The 16,695-nt window shown below is 61.0% G+C and carries 13 protein-coding genes; 6 read left to right on the top strand and 7 right to left on the bottom strand.

What is annotated here, in order from left to right; translation table 11 throughout:
• Positions 1 to 209: 209 nt before the first annotated feature.
• The 7 genes from RYC17_RS21635 to gshB all read right to left on the bottom strand — a co-directional run bounded on the left by RYC17_RS21635 (position 210) and on the right by gshB (position 6,212).
• Positions 210 to 1,481, bottom strand: a complete 1,272-nt coding sequence (locus RYC17_RS21635; RefSeq protein ID WP_316904427.1) for a dihydroorotase — start codon at positions 1,479 to 1,481, stop codon at positions 210 to 212.
• The gene (locus RYC17_RS21630) at positions 1,478 to 2,482 is read right to left on the bottom strand and encodes an aspartate carbamoyltransferase catalytic subunit (RefSeq protein ID WP_004666454.1); all 1,005 of its coding nucleotides are present in this window, start codon (positions 2,480 to 2,482) and stop codon (positions 1,478 to 1,480) included. Before RYC17_RS21630 ends, RYC17_RS21635 begins: the two co-directional genes overlap by 4 nt.
• 12 nt (positions 2,483 to 2,494) lie before the next feature.
• Complete coding sequence (gene pyrR / locus RYC17_RS21625) at positions 2,495 to 3,007, bottom strand: bifunctional pyr operon transcriptional regulator/uracil phosphoribosyltransferase PyrR (RefSeq protein ID WP_002551733.1); 513 nt, start codon at positions 3,005 to 3,007, stop codon at positions 2,495 to 2,497.
• A gap of 98 nt (positions 3,008 to 3,105) precedes the next feature.
• Positions 3,106 to 3,546, bottom strand: a complete 441-nt coding sequence (gene ruvX, locus RYC17_RS21620) for a Holliday junction resolvase RuvX (RefSeq protein WP_002551734.1) — start codon at positions 3,544 to 3,546, stop codon at positions 3,106 to 3,108.
• On the bottom strand, positions 3,546 to 4,118 hold the full coding sequence (locus RYC17_RS21615; RefSeq protein WP_057422023.1) for a YqgE/AlgH family protein: 573 nt from the start codon (positions 4,116 to 4,118) through the stop codon (positions 3,546 to 3,548). The genes ruvX and RYC17_RS21615 overlap by 1 nt, the downstream gene beginning before the upstream one ends.
• Before the next feature lie 75 nt (positions 4,119 to 4,193).
• On the bottom strand, positions 4,194 to 5,096 hold the full coding sequence (locus RYC17_RS21610; protein ID WP_058399849.1) for an energy transducer TonB: 903 nt from the start codon (positions 5,094 to 5,096) through the stop codon (positions 4,194 to 4,196).
• A gap of 156 nt (positions 5,097 to 5,252) precedes the next feature.
• Positions 5,253 to 6,212 (bottom strand): glutathione synthase, encoded by a 960-nt coding sequence (gene gshB / locus RYC17_RS21605; protein WP_002551737.1) that lies wholly within the window; start codon positions 6,210 to 6,212, stop codon positions 5,253 to 5,255.
• Between the two features lie 244 nt (positions 6,213 to 6,456).
• Here gshB and pilG point away from each other — a divergent pair, with 244 nt between their 5' ends.
• The 6 genes from pilG to RYC17_RS21575 are packed head-to-tail and all read left to right on the top strand — an operon-like array spanning position 6,457 to position 16,395.
• Complete coding sequence (gene pilG, locus RYC17_RS21600) at positions 6,457 to 6,867, top strand: twitching motility response regulator PilG (protein WP_002551738.1); 411 nt, start codon at positions 6,457 to 6,459, stop codon at positions 6,865 to 6,867.
• 46 nt (positions 6,868 to 6,913) lie between these two features.
• Positions 6,914 to 7,279, top strand: a complete 366-nt coding sequence (pilH, locus tag RYC17_RS21595; protein ID WP_003316741.1) for a twitching motility response regulator PilH — start codon at positions 6,914 to 6,916, stop codon at positions 7,277 to 7,279.
• Between the two features lie 14 nt (positions 7,280 to 7,293).
• Positions 7,294 to 7,833, top strand: coding sequence for a chemotaxis protein CheW (locus tag RYC17_RS21590; RefSeq protein WP_002551740.1), 540 nt, complete (start codon positions 7,294 to 7,296; stop codon positions 7,831 to 7,833).
• A 48-nt stretch (positions 7,834 to 7,881) separates the two neighbouring features.
• Complete coding sequence (locus RYC17_RS21585) at positions 7,882 to 9,924, top strand: methyl-accepting chemotaxis protein (RefSeq protein WP_058399850.1); 2,043 nt, start codon at positions 7,882 to 7,884, stop codon at positions 9,922 to 9,924.
• 47 nt (positions 9,925 to 9,971) lie between these two features.
• The gene (locus RYC17_RS21580) at positions 9,972 to 15,932 is read left to right on the top strand and encodes an Hpt domain-containing protein (protein ID WP_316904424.1); all 5,961 of its coding nucleotides are present in this window, start codon (positions 9,972 to 9,974) and stop codon (positions 15,930 to 15,932) included.
• Positions 15,925 to 16,395: a chemotaxis protein CheW gene (locus RYC17_RS21575; RefSeq protein ID WP_002551743.1), complete on the top strand. Its 471-nt coding sequence runs from the start codon at positions 15,925 to 15,927 to the stop codon at positions 16,393 to 16,395. The genes RYC17_RS21580 and RYC17_RS21575 overlap by 8 nt, the downstream gene beginning before the upstream one ends.
• Positions 16,396 to 16,695: the final 300 nt, after the last annotated feature.

Here is a 16,695-nt window from a genome sequence, read left to right as displayed (position 1 = left end):
CTCAACGGCCAAAGCCCCGTAAAGTACAGGGCTCAGGCGGCAAGCTAAAACCGTCCAACTTTTGGGGGGCAGTTCACCAGCGTGGGAATGCCTTTCGTGACGCTCCGCGTCACAAATCTGCGCGGCACCACAGATTCGTGATCGGACGCAGAGCGTCCAGAAGGGCATCACCACGCGGAGCGTGGTAACGAGAGTCTGAGGCCTTAAGCTCAACGGCTGTAGCTGATCCGTCCATCCACCAGCGTGTAGCGTATCGAGCCGGGCAGGCAGTGGCCGATGAAGGGGCAGTTTTCGCCTTTTGACAGCCAGGTCTCGCCTGCAACCGTCGAGGCGGCAGGGTCGAACAGCACGATATCCGCTGGCGCACCGGCACTTAGCTTGCCGGCCGGCAGGCGCAAGGCGGCGGCCGGGCCGCTGCTCAGGCGAGCGATCAGGGTCGGCATGTCGAGCAGGCCGTCATCCACCAGCGTCATGGCCAGCGGCAACAGCAACTCCACGCTGCTGATGCCCGGTTCCGTAGCGCCAAACGGTGCCAGCTTGGCGTCACGCTCATGCGGCTGGTGATGGCTTGAAATCGCCTGAATGACACCGCTCTTCACCGCTTCACGCAGACCATCGCGGTCGGCGCGAGTGCGCAGTGGCGGCTGGACGTGATAGAGGCTGGAGAAGTCGATCAGCGCCTCGTCAGTCAGAATCAACTGATACAACGCTACATCCGCCGTCACCGGCAGACCGCGTGCCTGGGCCTGGGCAATCAGCGCCGCACCACGCGCACTGGTCAACTGGCTGAAGTGCGCGCGCACACCGCTTTGCTCGACCAGCAACAGGTCGCGAGCCAGCGCCACTGTCTCGGCCGTCTCGGGGATGCCCGCCAGACCCAGAAACGCCGCCGTCGCGCCATCGTGCGCCAGACCGCCTTCGGCCAGATCACGATCCTGCGAATTGAAAATCACCGTCAGGTCGAAGGTGGCCGCATATTCCAGCGCCCGGCACAGCGTACGGGTGTTGCTGAAGCTGCTCAGACCGTTGCCGAACGCCACGCAGCCTGCGTCGCGCAGGGCGATCAGCTCTGCCAGTTGTTCGCCTTCCAGGCCCTTGCTCAGTGCGCCGACAGGAAACACCTTGCTGAAACCGGCTTCACGGGCGCGGTCCAGAATCAGTTCGGCCACCGCCGAGGTGTCGAGCACCGGTTTGGTCTGCGGCGGGCAGCACAGGCTGGTCACGCCGCCTGCCACCGCCGCGCGGGTTTCGCTGGCGATGCTGCCTTTGCGGCTGTAGCCCGGCTCGCGCAGGGACACGTTGAGGTCGACCAGACCGGGTGCTGCGACCAGTCCTGCAGCATCGATGGTCTGGGTGGGCTCGAAACCCTCCGGAGCGGCACCGATAGCGGTGAGCTTGCCTGCTTCAACATGCAGGTCGGTAACCTGATCCATCCCGCTGACCGGGTCGATGACGCGAGCGCCGAGGATGCTGAGCTTCACTGGGCGTTCTCCTGTTCGAATTGGCGTTGTGCGTTTTGCCCGCTCATGGCCATGGACAGCACTGCCATGCGGATTGCGATGCCGTAGGTCACTTGATTGAGAATCACCGAATGCGCGCCGTCGGCCACTGCCGATTCGATCTCCACGCCGCGGTTGATCGGGCCGGGGTGCATGACAATCGCATCCGGCTTCGCGGCCGCAAGGCGCGCGGTGGTCAGGCCGAACAGGCGGTAGAACTCGCCTTCGCTGGGCAGTAGCCCACCGGTCATGCGTTCGCGTTGCAGGCGCAGCATGATCACCACGTCCACGTCCTTCAAGCCTTCGTTGAGGTCGGTGTAGACCTTCACCCCATATTGTTCGACGCCGACCGGCAGCAGGGTTTTCGGCCCTATCACGCGGATGTCCGGGCAGCCGAGCGCCTGGAGCGCGAGCATGTTGGAGCGTGCTACCCGTGAATGCAGGATGTCGCCAACGATAGCCACCGACAGGTTTTCAAAGCCGCCCTTGTGCCGACGAATCGTCAGCATGTCGAGCATGCCCTGGGTCGGGTGTGCGTGACGGCCATCGCCGCCGTTGATGATCGCGACGTCCGGGCATACGTGTTCGGCGATGAAGTGCGCAGCACCCGAGTCTGCGTGACGCACGACGAACATATCGGCGGCCATCGCCTCAAGGTTGCGCAAGGTATCGAACAGCGTTTCGCCCTTGCTGGTGGACGAGGTCGAGACGTTCAGCGTGATCACGTCGGCAGACAGTCGCTGCGCGGCCAGTTCAAAGGTGGTACGGGTACGGGTGGAGTTCTCGAAGAACACGTTGCACACCGTCTTGCCGCGCAACAGCGGGACCTTCTTCACCGCCCGTGCGCCGACTTCAAGGAACGAGTCGGCGGTGTCGAGAATTTCGGTAAGCAGCTCGCGGGGCAAGCCGTCCAGAGACAGAAAATGGCGCAGCTGGCCCTGATGGTTGAGCTGCAGCGGGCGCTTGGCGTCGAGAGGCGTCATCGCAATGGACTCTTAAAGGGCAGTGGAGAGGTCTTGAAGTTCGAGCGCCAGCGGCTCTGGGCCGGACAGCTTGATGCGTTCATCGGGTGCCAGCGACAGAGTCGCGCCAACCACATTCGGGCGGATCGGCAGTTCACCGGCGTCCAGGTCCAGCAGGCAGACCAGCGTAACGCTGGCCGGGCGGCCGTAGTCGAACAGTTCATTGAGGGCGGCGCGGACGGTACGACCACTCATCAGCACGTCGTCGATCAGCACCAGATGCTGCCCTTCTATTTCGAACGGCAGGTCCGAAGGTCGCACTTGAGGGTGCAGGCCGTTCTGGCTGAAGTCATCGCGATAGAACGAAACGTCCAGGGTGCCGAGCGGAGCGGGGTTGTTCAGTGCCTTGAGCAGCGCCTGGGCAACCCATACACCGCCAGTGCGGATACCAATGAAACGAGGGTCGCTGATGCCGCGCTTGCTCAGGTGAGCGTTCAGGTCAGTGGCCATCTGACGAATCAGTTCGGCGGGATCGGGCAGGCTCATGGTTGCTCCTTAGAGGCTCGGGCAGCGTCGGTCCGTGGCGCGATGCTCAAGCGATAACGTGGAATCCGGGTATCTCGAAGCGATAAAGGCAGAAAAAGTCACACATTCAACAGCTCGGGGTGCTCGTCCAGCCAGCCTTGCAGAAGCAGCGCAGCGGCAATGGCATCCACCGGGTTGTCGCGATAGCTGCCTTTCTGGCCGCCGCGAGCCATGCGCTCGCCTTTGGCTTCGAAGGTCGTCAGGCGTTCATCATGGGTGTAGACGGTTACACCAAAGCGTCCGTTGAGCTTGCGCGAAAACTTTTCCGCGCGCGCGCTCATGTCGCTGGGCGTACCGTCCATGTTCAACGGCAGACCCACCACGATCGCATCAGGTTTCCACTCGTTGATCAGCGCCTGAACCTTGTCCCAGTCCGGCACGCCATTCTGCGCCTTGAGCGTACAGAGTTCACGTGCCTGACCGGTAATGGCCTGACCGACCGCAACGCCGATCTGTTTGGTGCCGTAATCAATCCCCAGCAGCAGCCGTAAAGCGGCCATCAAGCGTGCCCTGCCTGGGTCGATATGAGGTTGAGATTGATGCCCAAGCGTCTGGCTGCTGCATCGAGGCGCAGCTCACTGTCGACATCGAACAGGATGGCCGGGTCAAACGAGCAGGTCAGCCAGGCGTTGTCAGCCATTTCCGCATCCAGTTGGCCGGCGTCCCACCCCGCGTAGCCGAGGGTGATCACATTTTGATCAGGCCCGTAGCCATCGGCGATTGAAAACAGCACGTCCTGCGAGGTCGACAGCGAAATCCCGCCGGGAAGATTGACTGTGGCCTGAAACGTCTGTCCACTGGGATGCAGGACAAAGCCGCGATCGGTTTGCACCGGGCCGCCCGAATGTATGGCGATTTCCTGGCAGCGTTTGGGCGCAGGAAGCTCCGGTCGCAGTTGCTCGAGTACATCTGCCAGGGTCAGGCTTTGCGGGCGGTTGATCACCAGCCCCATTGCGCCATTGGCGTTGTGCTCGACAACGTAGGTCAAGGTCTGAGCAAAGTTCTCGTCGTGCATGTGGGGCATGGCGATCAGGAACTGGTGCTTTAGATAACTCGGGGAGACTTTTTTCATGAGTCCTAGTTTGGCGTTGCCTTGCGTGCCTGACAACTGACACTTGTACGTGTCGGGTGTCAGTTGGCAAAAAATTCAATTGCTTGACAGCTTGTCGCCGCGTGCAAATTTCCAGGTGCGGATGATCTCCAGCCGGTCGATGTCTGCCAGATCGCCGGTGAACGGCGCAAAAGGTGCTGCCAGACGCACGATTCGTTGTGCAGCCTGATCCAGCAAAGGTTGCCCTGATGATTCAAGCACCAGCACTTCATACAGCGAGCCGTCCCGATTTATTGACACAAGAAGTCGCAAATTGCCATAGATCTGCTTGCGTCGTGCTTCCTCAGGATAGTTCAGGTTTCCGACCCGCTCGACCTTCTTGCGCCAGTCGTCCTTGTACCAGGCACCTTTGTCGCGCATGGTCGAGGCCGCATTGAGGCGGTGGATCTTCGGGCGCTTGGCGTAAAGCTGCTGCTCGGTCGACAGTTCGGCTTCCAGGCTGGCAATTTCGTTGCTCAGCTCCGCGCTGTCAAAGGTCGGTGCGGCCTTGGTGGTTGGCTCGGGCTTGACCTCATCGCGTTTGGCCACGGTTTTCTGCTGGCTGGGCGCAGTGGTCGCGACCGCGGTCTTGGGCGCTTCCTGCTTGACCACCGGCTTGCTGGCCGGAGGCGGGGTGACCTTGTTGACCTTGGTGTCCTGATACGGCGCCAGCTCGGTGGTCTTGAGCGTTTCGGCCTTGTCCAGAGTGCCGCTGCCCTGTTGATCGTCCTGTGCCAGAAAATCCGCCTGTTTAGGCTTTTCTTCGCTTTTGAACGTGGCGAGGGTGATTTCCAGGGTCTGCGAGATCTGCTCCGGCTTTACATAGGTGAAACCCACGCCAAGGATCACCGCGAGGTGGATCAGCGCCGCGATCATCATGGTAAAGCCCAGGCGATCGGCAGGACGCACACCCACATTGGCGAGCTCGAGGGGGAGGTCGTTTCTGGCCATGGATGTCATTGGCGGTTCAGCATCTCGTCAGCCTGCATGTCAAAATCCGTGTCGTGTTACAGGTGGCGCATGATAACGCAATGTACGGCGAAGCTCTGTTGCGGATCGGACGAAGGGACGCCGTGGCGCACGGTTTGATCCGTGGCCAGCGGCGTCAACCGTTGATCAGCCCTTGCGCGCCTGCAGCTTCTTGTCGATTGCATCCATCAACAGGCCGCCGATGTTGGTGCCGAAGGCATTGTCGATTTCGCGGATGCAGGTCGGGCTGGTGACGTTGATTTCGGTCAGGTGCTCACCGATCACGTCGAGGCCGACGAACAACAGGCCTTTTTCGCGCAGGGTCGGGCCGATCTGTTCGGCGATCCAGCGGTCCTTGTCGCTTAGCGGACGGGCTTCGCCACGCCCGCCTGCGGCCAGGTTGCCACGTGTTTCACCGGCGGCAGGGATGCGCGCCAGGCAATACGGGACCGGTTCGCCATCGACCATCAGAATGCGCTTGTCGCCGTCCTTGATGGCGGGCAGGTAGCCCTGCGCCATGATTTGCTGCGTGCCGTGAGCGGTCAGGGTTTCGAGGATTACTGACAGGTTCGGATCGCCCGCCCGATGGCGGAAGATCGACGCGCCGCCCATGCCGTCCAGCGGCTTGAGGATGACGTCGCCATGTTTTTCGGCAAATTCGCGAATGATGTCGGCGCGGCGGCTGACCAGGGTCGGCGGGGTGCATTGGGGGAACAGCGTGGCGAACAGCTTCTCGTTGCAGTCACGCAGGCTCTGCGGCTTGTTGACGACCAGCACGCCTGCGCGCTCGGCCTGCTCCAGCAGGTAGGTGGCGTAGACGAATTCCATGTCGAACGGCGGGTCCTTGCGCATCAGGATCACGTCCAGGTCATCGAGACCTGCGTCCACTTCGGCTTCGAACTCGAACCATTTGGCCGGATCGGCAAACACCTTGAGCGGCTTCATGCGCGCGCGGGCCTGGCCAGCGTCCTGATACAGGTCTTTCTGTTCCATATAGAACAGCGACCAGCCGCGTTCCTGTGCGGCAAGGAGCATGGCCAGCGAGCTGTCCTTTTTATAGGAAATGCGCTCAATGGGGTCCATGACAATCCCTAGGCGAACGCTCATGGGCAATATCCTCTGATCGGTAAGGGCCGCAACGGCCGTAAAATTGGCATCAGGGTGGCGTTCCGTTTGCTCCCGGTCAAGGGGCAGGCCCGCCACGGTGCGCTTTATGGATTGAGTCTGGAGAGTATGCTAAAAAGGCTCGGCATCCGGTTTTCGATCCTTGTGGATCAATGAAGCGATACCGTCAGGCTCCCAGTGCCTCGCAGAATGCGCAAAAATTCGCTGCGGCGATGGAAGAGCAGCTATGGAACAACACGCCTCCGCCTTGAAAGTCATGGTCATCGATGACTCGAAGACCATTCGCCGCACCGCCGAAACGCTGCTTAAAAACGCAGGTTGTGAAGTCATCACTGCGATAGACGGTTTCGACGCGCTGGCCAAGATTGCCGATAACCACCCACGAATCATATTCGTAGATATCATGATGCCGCGTCTGGATGGTTATCAGACGTGCGCGCTGATCAAGAACAACCGCGCATTCAAGTCCACGCCAGTCATCATGCTGTCCTCCAAGGACGGACTGTTCGACAAGGCCAAGGGGCGGATTGTCGGTTCCGATCAGTTTTTGACAAAGCCTTTCAGCAAGGAAGAACTGCTCAGCGCGATCAAGGCTCATGTGCCGGGCTTCGTTGCAGCAGAACAACACATATCATGACGCCCGCGCCCGATGTGGCGCGCTCGTAATCTGACGGGGAACACCCATGGCTCGAATATTGATCGTCGATGATTCGCCGACTGAAATGTACAAACTCACCGGCATGCTGGAAAAGCACGGTCATGAAGTGCTCAAGGCCGAAAATGGCGCTGATGGCGTGGCTCTGGCTCGTCAGGAAAAACCCGACGCAGTGCTGATGGACATCGTCATGCCCGGGCTCAACGGCTTTCAGGCTACGCGTCAGCTGACCAAGGATGCCGACACCAGCATGATCCCGGTGATCATGATCACCACCAAGGATCAGGAGACTGACAAGGTCTGGGGCAAACGCCAGGGCGCGCGGGATTACCTGACCAAACCGGTGGATGAAGAAACCCTGATGAAAACCCTGAATGCGGTGTTGGCCGGCTGATTGCCGGAATCGCCATGGCCGAGCCACGTACCGCCTTTGAACTGCTTCTTGATATGGATCGACGCTGTCGTTCGCTGGCGGCGGGCCTGCCGCTGCAGGAAGCTCATCAGCAGGATTGGGTCGGCATCGGTTTCCGGATGGGTGAGCAGCGTTTCGTAGCGCCTATCGGCGAAATCGCCGAAATCCTTCACGAGCCTCATCATGCGGTGATGCCGGGCGTGAAGTTCTGGGTGGCGGGTATCGCCAATCTGCGCGGCCGGCTGTTGCCGCTCATGGATTTATGCGGGTTTTTCGGTCATGAACTGACCCCCGCGCGCAAACAGCGCCGGGTGCTGGTTGTCGAGCACAACGACGTGTTCGCTGGTCTGCTGGTCGATGAGGTGTTCGGCATGCAACGTTTCAGTCAGTTGAGCCTCATACCCCAGACATCACAAGACATCGATCAAGGTATCGCGCCGTTCTTGCGCGGGCAGTTCATTCGCGAGCAGGCGTGGCAGATATTCAGTCCGTGGGCGCTGGTACAGTCTGCAGATTTCATGGACCTGGCATCTTAGGCTCTGGTTTGTTTTGTTTCACAATTGATCCAGGCGGGGGCCTGATTAATGAGTAATACAGGCAGATCAAGGGAAGGCGCGCGCAGCCGGACGCAGATTATTCTGCTGTTTGTCGCGCTCATCGTTTTCATCATGTTGCTGTTCGCCAACTTCGCCTACCTCAACACCCAATCGAACTACGACAAACAGTACATCGGGCATGCCGGTGAGCTGCGCGTGTTATCCCAGCGCATCGCAAAAAACGCCACCGAAGCGGCCGCCGGTAAAACCCAGGCGTTCAAGCTGCTTGCCGATGCGCGCAACGATTTCGACCTGCGCTGGGGCTACCTGAGAAAAGGCGACCCGGCCACCGGCCTGCCTGCGGCACCTGATCTGATACGCGACGAATTGCGCACTGTTCAGCGCGACTGGGAAGGGCTGCGCAAAAGTACCGATGTGATTCTGGCCAGCGAACAGACCGTTCTGTCGCTGCATCAGGTGGCTGCGACACTGGCCGAAACCATCCCGCAATTGCAGGCCGAATACGAAAAAGTCGTGGAAAGCCTTCTGCAAAGCCGTGCGCCGGCTGCGCAGGTGGTGGTTGCGCAGCGTCAGGCGCTGCTCGCAGAGCGGATCCTCGGCTCGGTCAATACCGTGCTGGCCGGTGACGAAACAGCGGTGCAGGCAGCCGATGCGTTTGGCCGCGATGCCAGCCAGTTTGGTCGTGTGCTCAACGGCATGCTGGAGGGCAACGCCACGCTGCGAATCTCCCAGGTCGAAGACCGCGATGCCCGTGCACGGCTGGCGGAAATTGCCGAGCTGTTCGAGTTCGTGTCCGGCTCGGTGGACGAGATTCTTGAAACCTCGCCCGAGCTGTATCAGGTGCGTGAGGCGTCCGGCAACATTTTCAACACCTCACAGACCCTGCTGGATGAAACCTCGGTACTCACCAACAGCCTGGAAAACATGGCCAAGCGCCGTACTGTGAATACCGTCGGTGGTTATGTGCTGGGTTTGCTGGCGCTGATGTCGATCATCCTTATCGGTCTGGTCATGGTCCGCGAAACCAACCGCCAGTTGCGCGAAACCGCGCAGAAGAGCGAGCGTAACCAGACGGCGATCATGCGTCTGCTGGACGAGATCGAAAACCTCGCTGACGGTGATCTGACGGTGACGGCCTCGGTGACCGAAGATTTCACCGGCGCGATTGCCGATTCCATCAATTACTCCATCGACCAGTTGCGCGAGCTGGTGGTGACCATCAACCTGACGGCCGAACAGGTTGCTGCTGCCGTTACCGAAACTCAGGCCACGGCCATGCAGTTGTCTGCCGCCTCCGAGCATCAGGCGCTGCAGATCAGCGCGGCTTCGACGGCAATCAACGACATGGCAGCGTCCATCGATCAGGTGTCGACCAATGCATCGGAGTCCTCGGCGGTGGCAGAGCGCTCCGTGGCGATTGCCAACAAGGGCAACGAGGTCGTGCACAACACTATTCACGGCATGGATAACATTCGCGAACAGATTCAGGACACTTCCAAGCGTATTAAGCGCTTGGGTGAGTCTTCTCAGGAAATCGGCGATATTGTCAGCCTGATCGACGACATTGCCGATCAGACCAATATTCTGGCCCTCAACGCGGCCATTCAGGCTTCTATGGCCGGTGACGCCGGACGTGGCTTTGCCGTGGTGGCTGACGAAGTACAGCGGCTGGCCGAGCGCTCGTCGTCTGCCACCAAGCAGATCGAAACGCTGGTGCGGGCTATTCAGAACGACACCAACGAGGCGGTTATCTCCATGGAGCAGACCACCAGCGAAGTGGTACGCGGCGCACGACTGGCGCAGGACGCCGGGGTAGCGCTGGGGGAAATCGAAGGGGTTTCCCGAGTGCTGGCCGAACTGATCGAAAGTATCACCGATGCCGCTCACCAGCAGGCCGAGTCGGCCGGTCAGATTTCACAGATCATGACTGTCATTCAGCAGACCACCTCGCAGACCACCTCGGGCACCTCGGCCACCGCCGAAAGCATCGGCAATCTGGCAAAAATGGCCAGCGAAATGCGTCGTTCGGTATCGGGTTTTGCCCTGCCGTCATCGAAGAAAGCCGGATGATGTACAACCAATGAACAACCTTGATTGGGTAACAGGCGGTACTCGTCATGGCTGATCGTCACGATTACGTGGCCCTTGAATGGCTTAAGGGCGAAATCGCCGAAACGCTGCGCCAGGCCCGCAACGAGCTGGATGCCTTCATCGAAGACCCGGCCAACAGCGCGGCGATGGCCGAGTGTCTGAACCTGGTGCATCAGGTTCACGGCAGTCTGCAGATGATCGAGTTTTACGGCGCGGCGTTGCTGGCCGAGGAAATCGAGCAACTGGCGCTGGCGGTCCAGCAGAACCGTGTCAGCCATCCGGTGGAGTCCGAGCAACTGCTGATTCAGGCCATGAGTCAGTTGCCGGTTTATCTGGAGCGTATCCACTCCGCGCGCCGCGACCTGCCGCTGGTGGTGTTGCCGCTGCTCAATGACCTGCGCAGTGCGCGGGGCGAAAGTCTGCTCTCGGAAACCAGCCTGTTCGCCCCGCAACTGGTCGTCGTTCCTGCGCTCGATGACCAGGAACTGGCGCGGCGCAATACCCCGGAATTGCCCAACCTGCTGCGCAAGCTGCGTCAGACCTTGCAGGCGGCGCTGGCGGGCCTGATGCGCGAGCAGGGGGTTCAGACCCAGCTCGGTTACATGGCCAAGGTGTTTGCCCGGCTGGAGCAGTTATGTGAGGACGCGCCGCTCGGGCCGCTCTGGCGAATCGCCTCGGCGCTGGTCGAAACCATGCTCAACGGCAACTTCACCAACAGCCCGGCCCTGCGCAGCCTGCTGAAAGATGCCGACAAGGAACTCAAACGGCTGGCCGAGCAGGGCGTGACCGGCATCAATCAGCCGGCTCCCGAAGAGCTGCTGAAAAGCCTGCTGTTCTACATCGCCAAGTCCGACAGCCTGGCACCGAAGATGCTCGATCTCAAAGACCAGTACGCGCTGGCCGATGCCTTGCCCGGCAACGATGTGGTCAACGAAGAGCGCGCACGTATGGCCGGGCCGGACCGCGACGCCATGCGCTCGGTAATCGTAGCCTTGTGCGAAGGGCTGGTCCGGGTCAAGGAACGGCTTGACGTGTTCGTGCGCGGTGACCGCCAGCATGTCAGTGAGCTCAACGCGCTGCTGCCGCCGTTGCGGCAGATCGCCGATACCCTGGCGGTGCTTGGCTTCGGTCAGCCGCGCAAGGTGATCATCGATCAGCTTTCTGTCGTTCTGGGGCTGGCGCAGGGGCAGCGCGAGCCCAGCGACGGCGCGCTGATGGATGTTGCAGGCGCCTTGCTCTACGTCGAATCGACCCTGGCTGGCATGGCCGGGAGCAACGAACAGACCAGCCGCGAAGAAAGCCGCCTGCCGACCACTGACCTGACGCAGATTCATCAGCTGGTGATTCGCGAGGCCCGCACGGTATTGCAGCAGGCCAAGGACGTGATCCTCGATTACATCGACGGCGAGTGGGATCGCCAGCGGCTCGACCCGCTTTGCGCGCTGATCGTGCAGGTACGGGGTGCGCTGGCGATGATCCCGCTGGCCCGTGCTGCCAGCCTGCTGGCCGCCTGCAACGAATACATTCAGGAACACCTGCTGGTGGACGAAACCCGTCCCGGCTGGGTTCAGCTCGATTGCCTGGCCGATACAATTACTGGCATCGAGTATTATCTGGAGCGCATGCTCGAAGACCATGAAGCGCCGGGTGATCAGGTCCTCGACATGGCTCAGCAAAGCCTGGCGCGGCTGGGCTATACACCCGCTGCCGACACCCTTGAAGTGCCGTTGCTGGAAGAAATCATCACCCAAGATGAGTTGCTGGAACTGGATGATCGCAAGGCGCTGGTCAGCCCTGCGCAAACCATTGCTCAGGTCCTTGCCAGCCCAGTGTCGGCAGTCAATCCGCCTGCCCGCAACGTACCCACCAGCCTGTTGCCGCCCTCGGCAGATGAAGAGGCAGTGGACGACGAGTTGCGCGAAGTCTTTCTGGAAGAGGCAGACGAGGTCCTCGATGCACTGCGCGAGTATCTGCCACGCTGGTTTGCCTCACTGGGCAGCGGCGGCCAATGGGACAGCACCGCACTGACCGAAGTGCGCCGGGCGTTTCATACCCTCAAGGGCAGCGGCCGGATGGTGCGTGCGCTGATCCTCAGTGAACTGGCCTGGTCGGTGGAGAACCTGCTCAACCGGGTGCTGGAAGGCGATGTGCTGCCGGGCCTTGAAGTTCAGCAATTGATGAGCGAAGTGCTGACGCTGCTGCCGTCGGTGATTCGCGATTTCGCCGAGGATGCGCAGCGCCAGCGTAACGATGTCGACCTGCTGGCGGCCCGTGCCCATGCGCTGGCCAATGGGCTTGAGCTGCCGGTACTGCCTGCAGCCCCTGACCCAGTGCCAGGCGAAGCGCTTGATCCACAATTGCTGGAAATTTTCCGTCAGGAAGCGCTCGGGCATCTGAATACCCTGGGTCGCTTCCTCGACAACGCGGAACAATCGGCATCGCCTTCGATCAGCGACGCTGTGCTGCGTGCACTGCACACGCTCAAAGGCAGCGCGCACATGGCCGGCGTGTTGCCGATTGCCGAGCTGGCTAGCCCGCTCGACCAGTTGGTGCGTGAATACAAAGCCAACCTTATCGACATCGGCGCGCCCGAACTCGCCCTGCTGCGCAGCGCAGAACCGTTGTTGCACAGCGGGCTCAAGCAACTCGACACAACCCCGCTGGCAGCCATTGCGGGTGCTGCGCAGCTGATCGAAGCGGCTCTGGCGCTGCTCAACGAGCGCCTCACCGTGGTGCTGCGCGAGTCGGACAGTGGCCTGCGGATCAAGCGCAATCCCACGCTGCTTGCCGGCTTTCTGGCCGAAGGCATGGACATCGTCCTGGATGCGGAAAACCTGTTGCGGCGCTGGCGTCAGCACCCCGGCGAACGTCAGGAACTGAGCGCGTTGCTCGATGAACTGACCACGCTGGGGCATGGCGCGCATCTGGCCGATCTGCCGCAGGTCGATGAACTCTGCGAAGCCTTGCTCGACCTTTACGGCGCGGTCGAGGAAAGCAGCCTGGCGGTCAGCGAACGCTTTTTCGATGCGGCAGAGAACGCCCACGAAGCGTTGATCAATATGCTTGATCAGGTGGCTGCCGGTCAGGATGTCGAACCGCGTCCCGAATGCGTGCGTGCCTTGAACCAGTTGCTGGATCAGGCGCTGGACCCTTCGGCGACCGGTCTGGTCAAGAGCGACGGCCACCGGACCCTGAGCGTTACCGAACTCAACGCGGCCACCGAACAATTGGCCAGTGAGGCCGAGCACACTGAAACTGCCGGCCCGGACGACGAGATCGTCGAGATATTTCTGGAAGAGGCCGTCGATATCCTCGACAGCGCCGGTCAGGCCTTACAGCGCTGGCTGGCTGATCCGGAAAACTCCGCGCCGCTGGCCTCACTGCAGCGTGACCTGCACACCCTCAAGGGCGGCGCGCGGATGGCAGAGGTGGCCGAGGTGGGCGACCTTGCCCACGAACTGGAAAACCTCTACGAAGGCTTGATCGACCGGCGCTTCAACCATTCGCCAGCGCTGGCCGAACTGCTGCACGAGAGTCACGACCATCTGGCGATTCTGCTGGAGCAGTTGTATCGGCAGGAAGCGCTCAGTGATCCCTCGGCCTTGATCGAAGCGCTGGGCCGCTGTCGTACGCTCGAGAGCTCAGGGTCTGATGTGCAGGCACCGCCAGCGGCCAGCGAAGATCTTCCCGAACATGACACCGAGCTGCGTGAAGTCTTCCTTGAGGAGGGTTTCGACATTATCGAAAGCTCGGGCGCGGCACTGGCCCGCTGGCAGGCTGATCCGCACAACCTGCTGGAAGTCGAAAACCTGTTGCGTGACCTGCACACCCTCAAGGGCGGCGCGCGGATGGTCGAAATCGCCCCGATAGGCGATCTGGCCCACGAGCTGGAAACGCTTTATGAAGGGCTTTCTGCCGGAAACCTGCAACCTGCGCCATTGATGATCAGCCTGTTGCAAAGCGGTCACGATGTGCTGGCCGATATGCTCGACGCAGTGCGTAACGAAAAGCCGCTGCCTGATGCCTCGCTGCTGATTGAAAGCATCCGCAGACTGGCCAGCGATGAACCGGTGGGCGAGCCGGTGGTTGCGCAAGCCTTTGAAACCGGTCCTGAATCGGTGGTGGCCGTCGCGCCTGCTGCTGACGGCGAGGTCGAGCGCAGTGGGCCGGAAATGGTCAAGGTGCCCGCCGAGCAACTGGAAGACCTGGTCAACCTGGCCGGTGAAACGTCTATTTTCCGTGGGCGGATCGAACAGCAGATTCTGGATTCACAGGTCGCGCTGCTGGAAGTTGAAACCACTATCGAGCGGATGCGCGATCAATTGCGTCGCCTGGATATGGAAACCCAGGGCCGCATTCTCAGCCGTGAACAGGTTCAGGCCGAGCGGCTGGGTTATGAGGAATTCGACCCGCTGGAAATGGATCGTCATTCGCAGTTGCAACAGTTGTCGCGTGCGCTTTTCGAGTCTGCCTCCGACCTGATGGACCTCAAGGAAACCCTCGGCGCGCGGGCCCGCGATGCTGAAACGCTGCTGTCGCAACAGGCCAGGGTCAACACCCAGTTGCAGGAAGGCCTGATGCGTACGCGCATGGTGCCGTTCGAGCGCCTGGTGCCGCGTTTGCGTCGTGTGGTGCGCCAGGTTGCCTCGGAACTGCACAAGAAGGTCCATTTCGAGGTCGGTAATGCCGACGGTGAAATGGACCGCAACGTGCTGGAAAGGATGGTCGCACCGCTGGAACACATGCTGCGCAACGCTGTTGATCATGGCCTGGAAAGCACTGAAAAACGCATCGCTGCCGGTAAGCCGGAGCAGGGCCATATCAGCCTTGAGCTGATGTACGAAGGCGGCGATATGGTGATCGAGTTGAGCGATGACGGCTCGGGTGTCGACCTGGCAGCCGTGCGCCGCAAGGCCATCAAACGCGGCATGATCCATCCGGATGCCGATCTGTCCGACCATGAGGTTTTGCCGTTCATTCTGCAGGCGGGGTTTTCCACCAGCGAGATCATCACCCAGATTTCCGGACGTGGCGTCGGCATGGATGTGGTGCATGCCGAGGTCAAACAACTGGGCGGCTCGATGGTCATCGACTCGGTGCCTGGCAAGGGCACGCGCTTCCGTATTCGCCTGCCTATTTCGGTGTCGGTCAACCGTGCGCTGATGGTGACCTGCGGCGAAGAGCAATATGCCGTGCCGCTCAACACCGTCGATGGCATCGTGCGCGTCATGGCCAATGAGCTGGACGGCTATTACCAGACCAGCCCGCCGCGCTATCAATACGGCGGACGCAGTTACGAGCTGCGTTATCTGGGCGAGTTGCTGGGCAGCAGTCCACCCAGGCTCGCCGGGCAATTGCAGCCGCTGCCGGTGTTGCTGGTGCATTTGCAGGATCAGTGGGTGGCGGTGCAGGTCGATGCGCTGGCAGGTTCACGCGAGATCGTGGTCAAGAGCCTTGGCGCGCAGTTCTCAAGGGTGCAGGGCATTTCCGGTGCGACCATTCTCGGTGATGGGCGTGTGGTGCTGATTCTCGACTTGATGGCGCAGATTCGTACCTTGCAGGGCTTGCCTTTCAGAGGGTTGGCGCCTGTCTACCACGAAGCCGAGCACGCCAGACCGTTGCTGGTGATGGTGGTGGACGATTCGGTGACGGTACGCAAAGTCACCAGCCGGTTGCTTGAGCGCCACGGCATGCATGTGCTGACTGCCAAGGACGGGATTGACGCCATGACCCTGTTGCAGGAGCACACGCCTGACATCATGCTGCTGGATATCGAAATGCCACGCATGGACGGCTTTGAAGTGGCCAGCCAGATCCGCCAGGACGAACAGCTCAAGGAACTGCCGATCATCATGATCACTTCCCGCTCGGGCCAGAAGCACCGCGATCGGGCCATGGCGGTGGGCGTCAATGAGTACCTGAGCAAGCCTTATCAGGAAACCGTGTTGCTGGAGAGTATTGCTTACTGGAGTCAGGTGCATGTCTGAAGGTACGTTCCAGACCAGTCGCCTGACCAGCCTGACCGGCCTGCTGTTGCCGTTGAGTGACCGGCATTTGCTGCTGCCCAACGTCGCGGTCGCCGAGTTGATCGACTATCAGGACTGCAGCGCAGAGCCGGGCGCTCCCGAGTGGTATCTGGGACCGATCAGCTGGCGTGAGCTGACATTGCCGCTGCTCAGTTTCGAAGCCGCCTGCGGAGGCCGCACCCGCGTGGGTGGCCGGGCCCGGATTGTAGTGCTCAACGCACTGGGTGGGCGCAACGACGTCAGGTTCATTGCGTTGCTCACCCAAGGCATTCCGCGCTCGTGCAAAGTCGACAGCCAGTTGAGCTACGTCGACGTCCCACTGGCTGAACTGGAGCTGGCTGCCGTGCAGATCGGCGAAACCGTGGCGCGCATCCCCGACCTGGAAGGGCTGGAGCAGTGGCTGGTGGATGCAGGGCTGTCATAGGTAAAGAGGACGCAGAGCGTCCAGAACGGCATGCGACGCGGAGCGTCGCACGATAGTCCGGTTATCGTTCCGCACGCTCCAGCGTGGGAATGCCGTGTGTGACGCTCCGCGTCACAAATCTGCGCCGCACCGCATATTCCGGATAGGACGCGGAGCGTCCAGAACGGCATGCGACGCGGAGCGTCGCATGATAGTTACAGGATTATCGTTCCTCACGCTCCAGCGTGGGAATGCCGTGCGTGACGCTCCGCGTCACAGATCTGTGCCGCGTCGCACATTCCGGATAGGACGCGGAGCGTC

Source organism: Pseudomonas syringae group sp. J248-6 (assembly GCF_032586995.1).
Classification (GTDB): Bacteria; Pseudomonadota; Gammaproteobacteria; order Pseudomonadales; family Pseudomonadaceae; genus Aquipseudomonas; species Aquipseudomonas amygdali.
Note: the sequence above shows the minus strand (reverse complement) of the source record. Positions and strands in the feature narration are given on the sequence as shown.

What these genes read in the sequence shown, in the direction of transcription:
- ruvX (WP_002551734.1), bottom strand. Translation starts at nt 3,546, where the DNA reads ATGGCCGCTTTACGGCTGCTGCTGGGGATTGATTACGGCACCAAACAG.
- RYC17_RS21615 (WP_057422023.1), bottom strand. Translation starts at nt 4,118, where the DNA reads ATGAAAAAAGTCTCCCCGAGTTATCTAAAGCACCAGTTCCTGATCGCC.
- RYC17_RS21610 (WP_058399849.1), bottom strand. Translation starts at nt 5,096, where the DNA reads ATGACATCCATGGCCAGAAACGACCTCCCCCTCGAGCTCGCCAATGTG.
- RYC17_RS21585 (WP_058399850.1), top strand. Translation starts at nt 7,882, where the DNA reads ATGAGTAATACAGGCAGATCAAGGGAAGGCGCGCGCAGCCGGACGCAG.
- pilH (WP_003316741.1), top strand. Translation starts at nt 6,914, where the DNA reads ATGGCTCGAATATTGATCGTCGATGATTCGCCGACTGAAATGTACAAA.
- pyrR (WP_002551733.1), bottom strand. Translation starts at nt 3,007, where the DNA reads ATGAGCCTGCCCGATCCCGCCGAACTGATTCGTCAGATGGCCACTGAC.
- RYC17_RS21630 (WP_004666454.1), bottom strand. Translation starts at nt 2,482, where the DNA reads ATGACGCCTCTCGACGCCAAGCGCCCGCTGCAGCTCAACCATCAGGGC.
- pilG (WP_002551738.1), top strand. Translation starts at nt 6,457, where the DNA reads ATGGAACAACACGCCTCCGCCTTGAAAGTCATGGTCATCGATGACTCG.
- RYC17_RS21575 (WP_002551743.1), top strand. Translation starts at nt 15,925, where the DNA reads ATGTCTGAAGGTACGTTCCAGACCAGTCGCCTGACCAGCCTGACCGGC.
- gshB (WP_002551737.1), bottom strand. Translation starts at nt 6,212, where the DNA reads ATGAGCGTTCGCCTAGGGATTGTCATGGACCCCATTGAGCGCATTTCC.
- RYC17_RS21590 (WP_002551740.1), top strand. Translation starts at nt 7,294, where the DNA reads ATGGCCGAGCCACGTACCGCCTTTGAACTGCTTCTTGATATGGATCGA.
- RYC17_RS21580 (WP_316904424.1), top strand. Translation starts at nt 9,972, where the DNA reads ATGGCTGATCGTCACGATTACGTGGCCCTTGAATGGCTTAAGGGCGAA.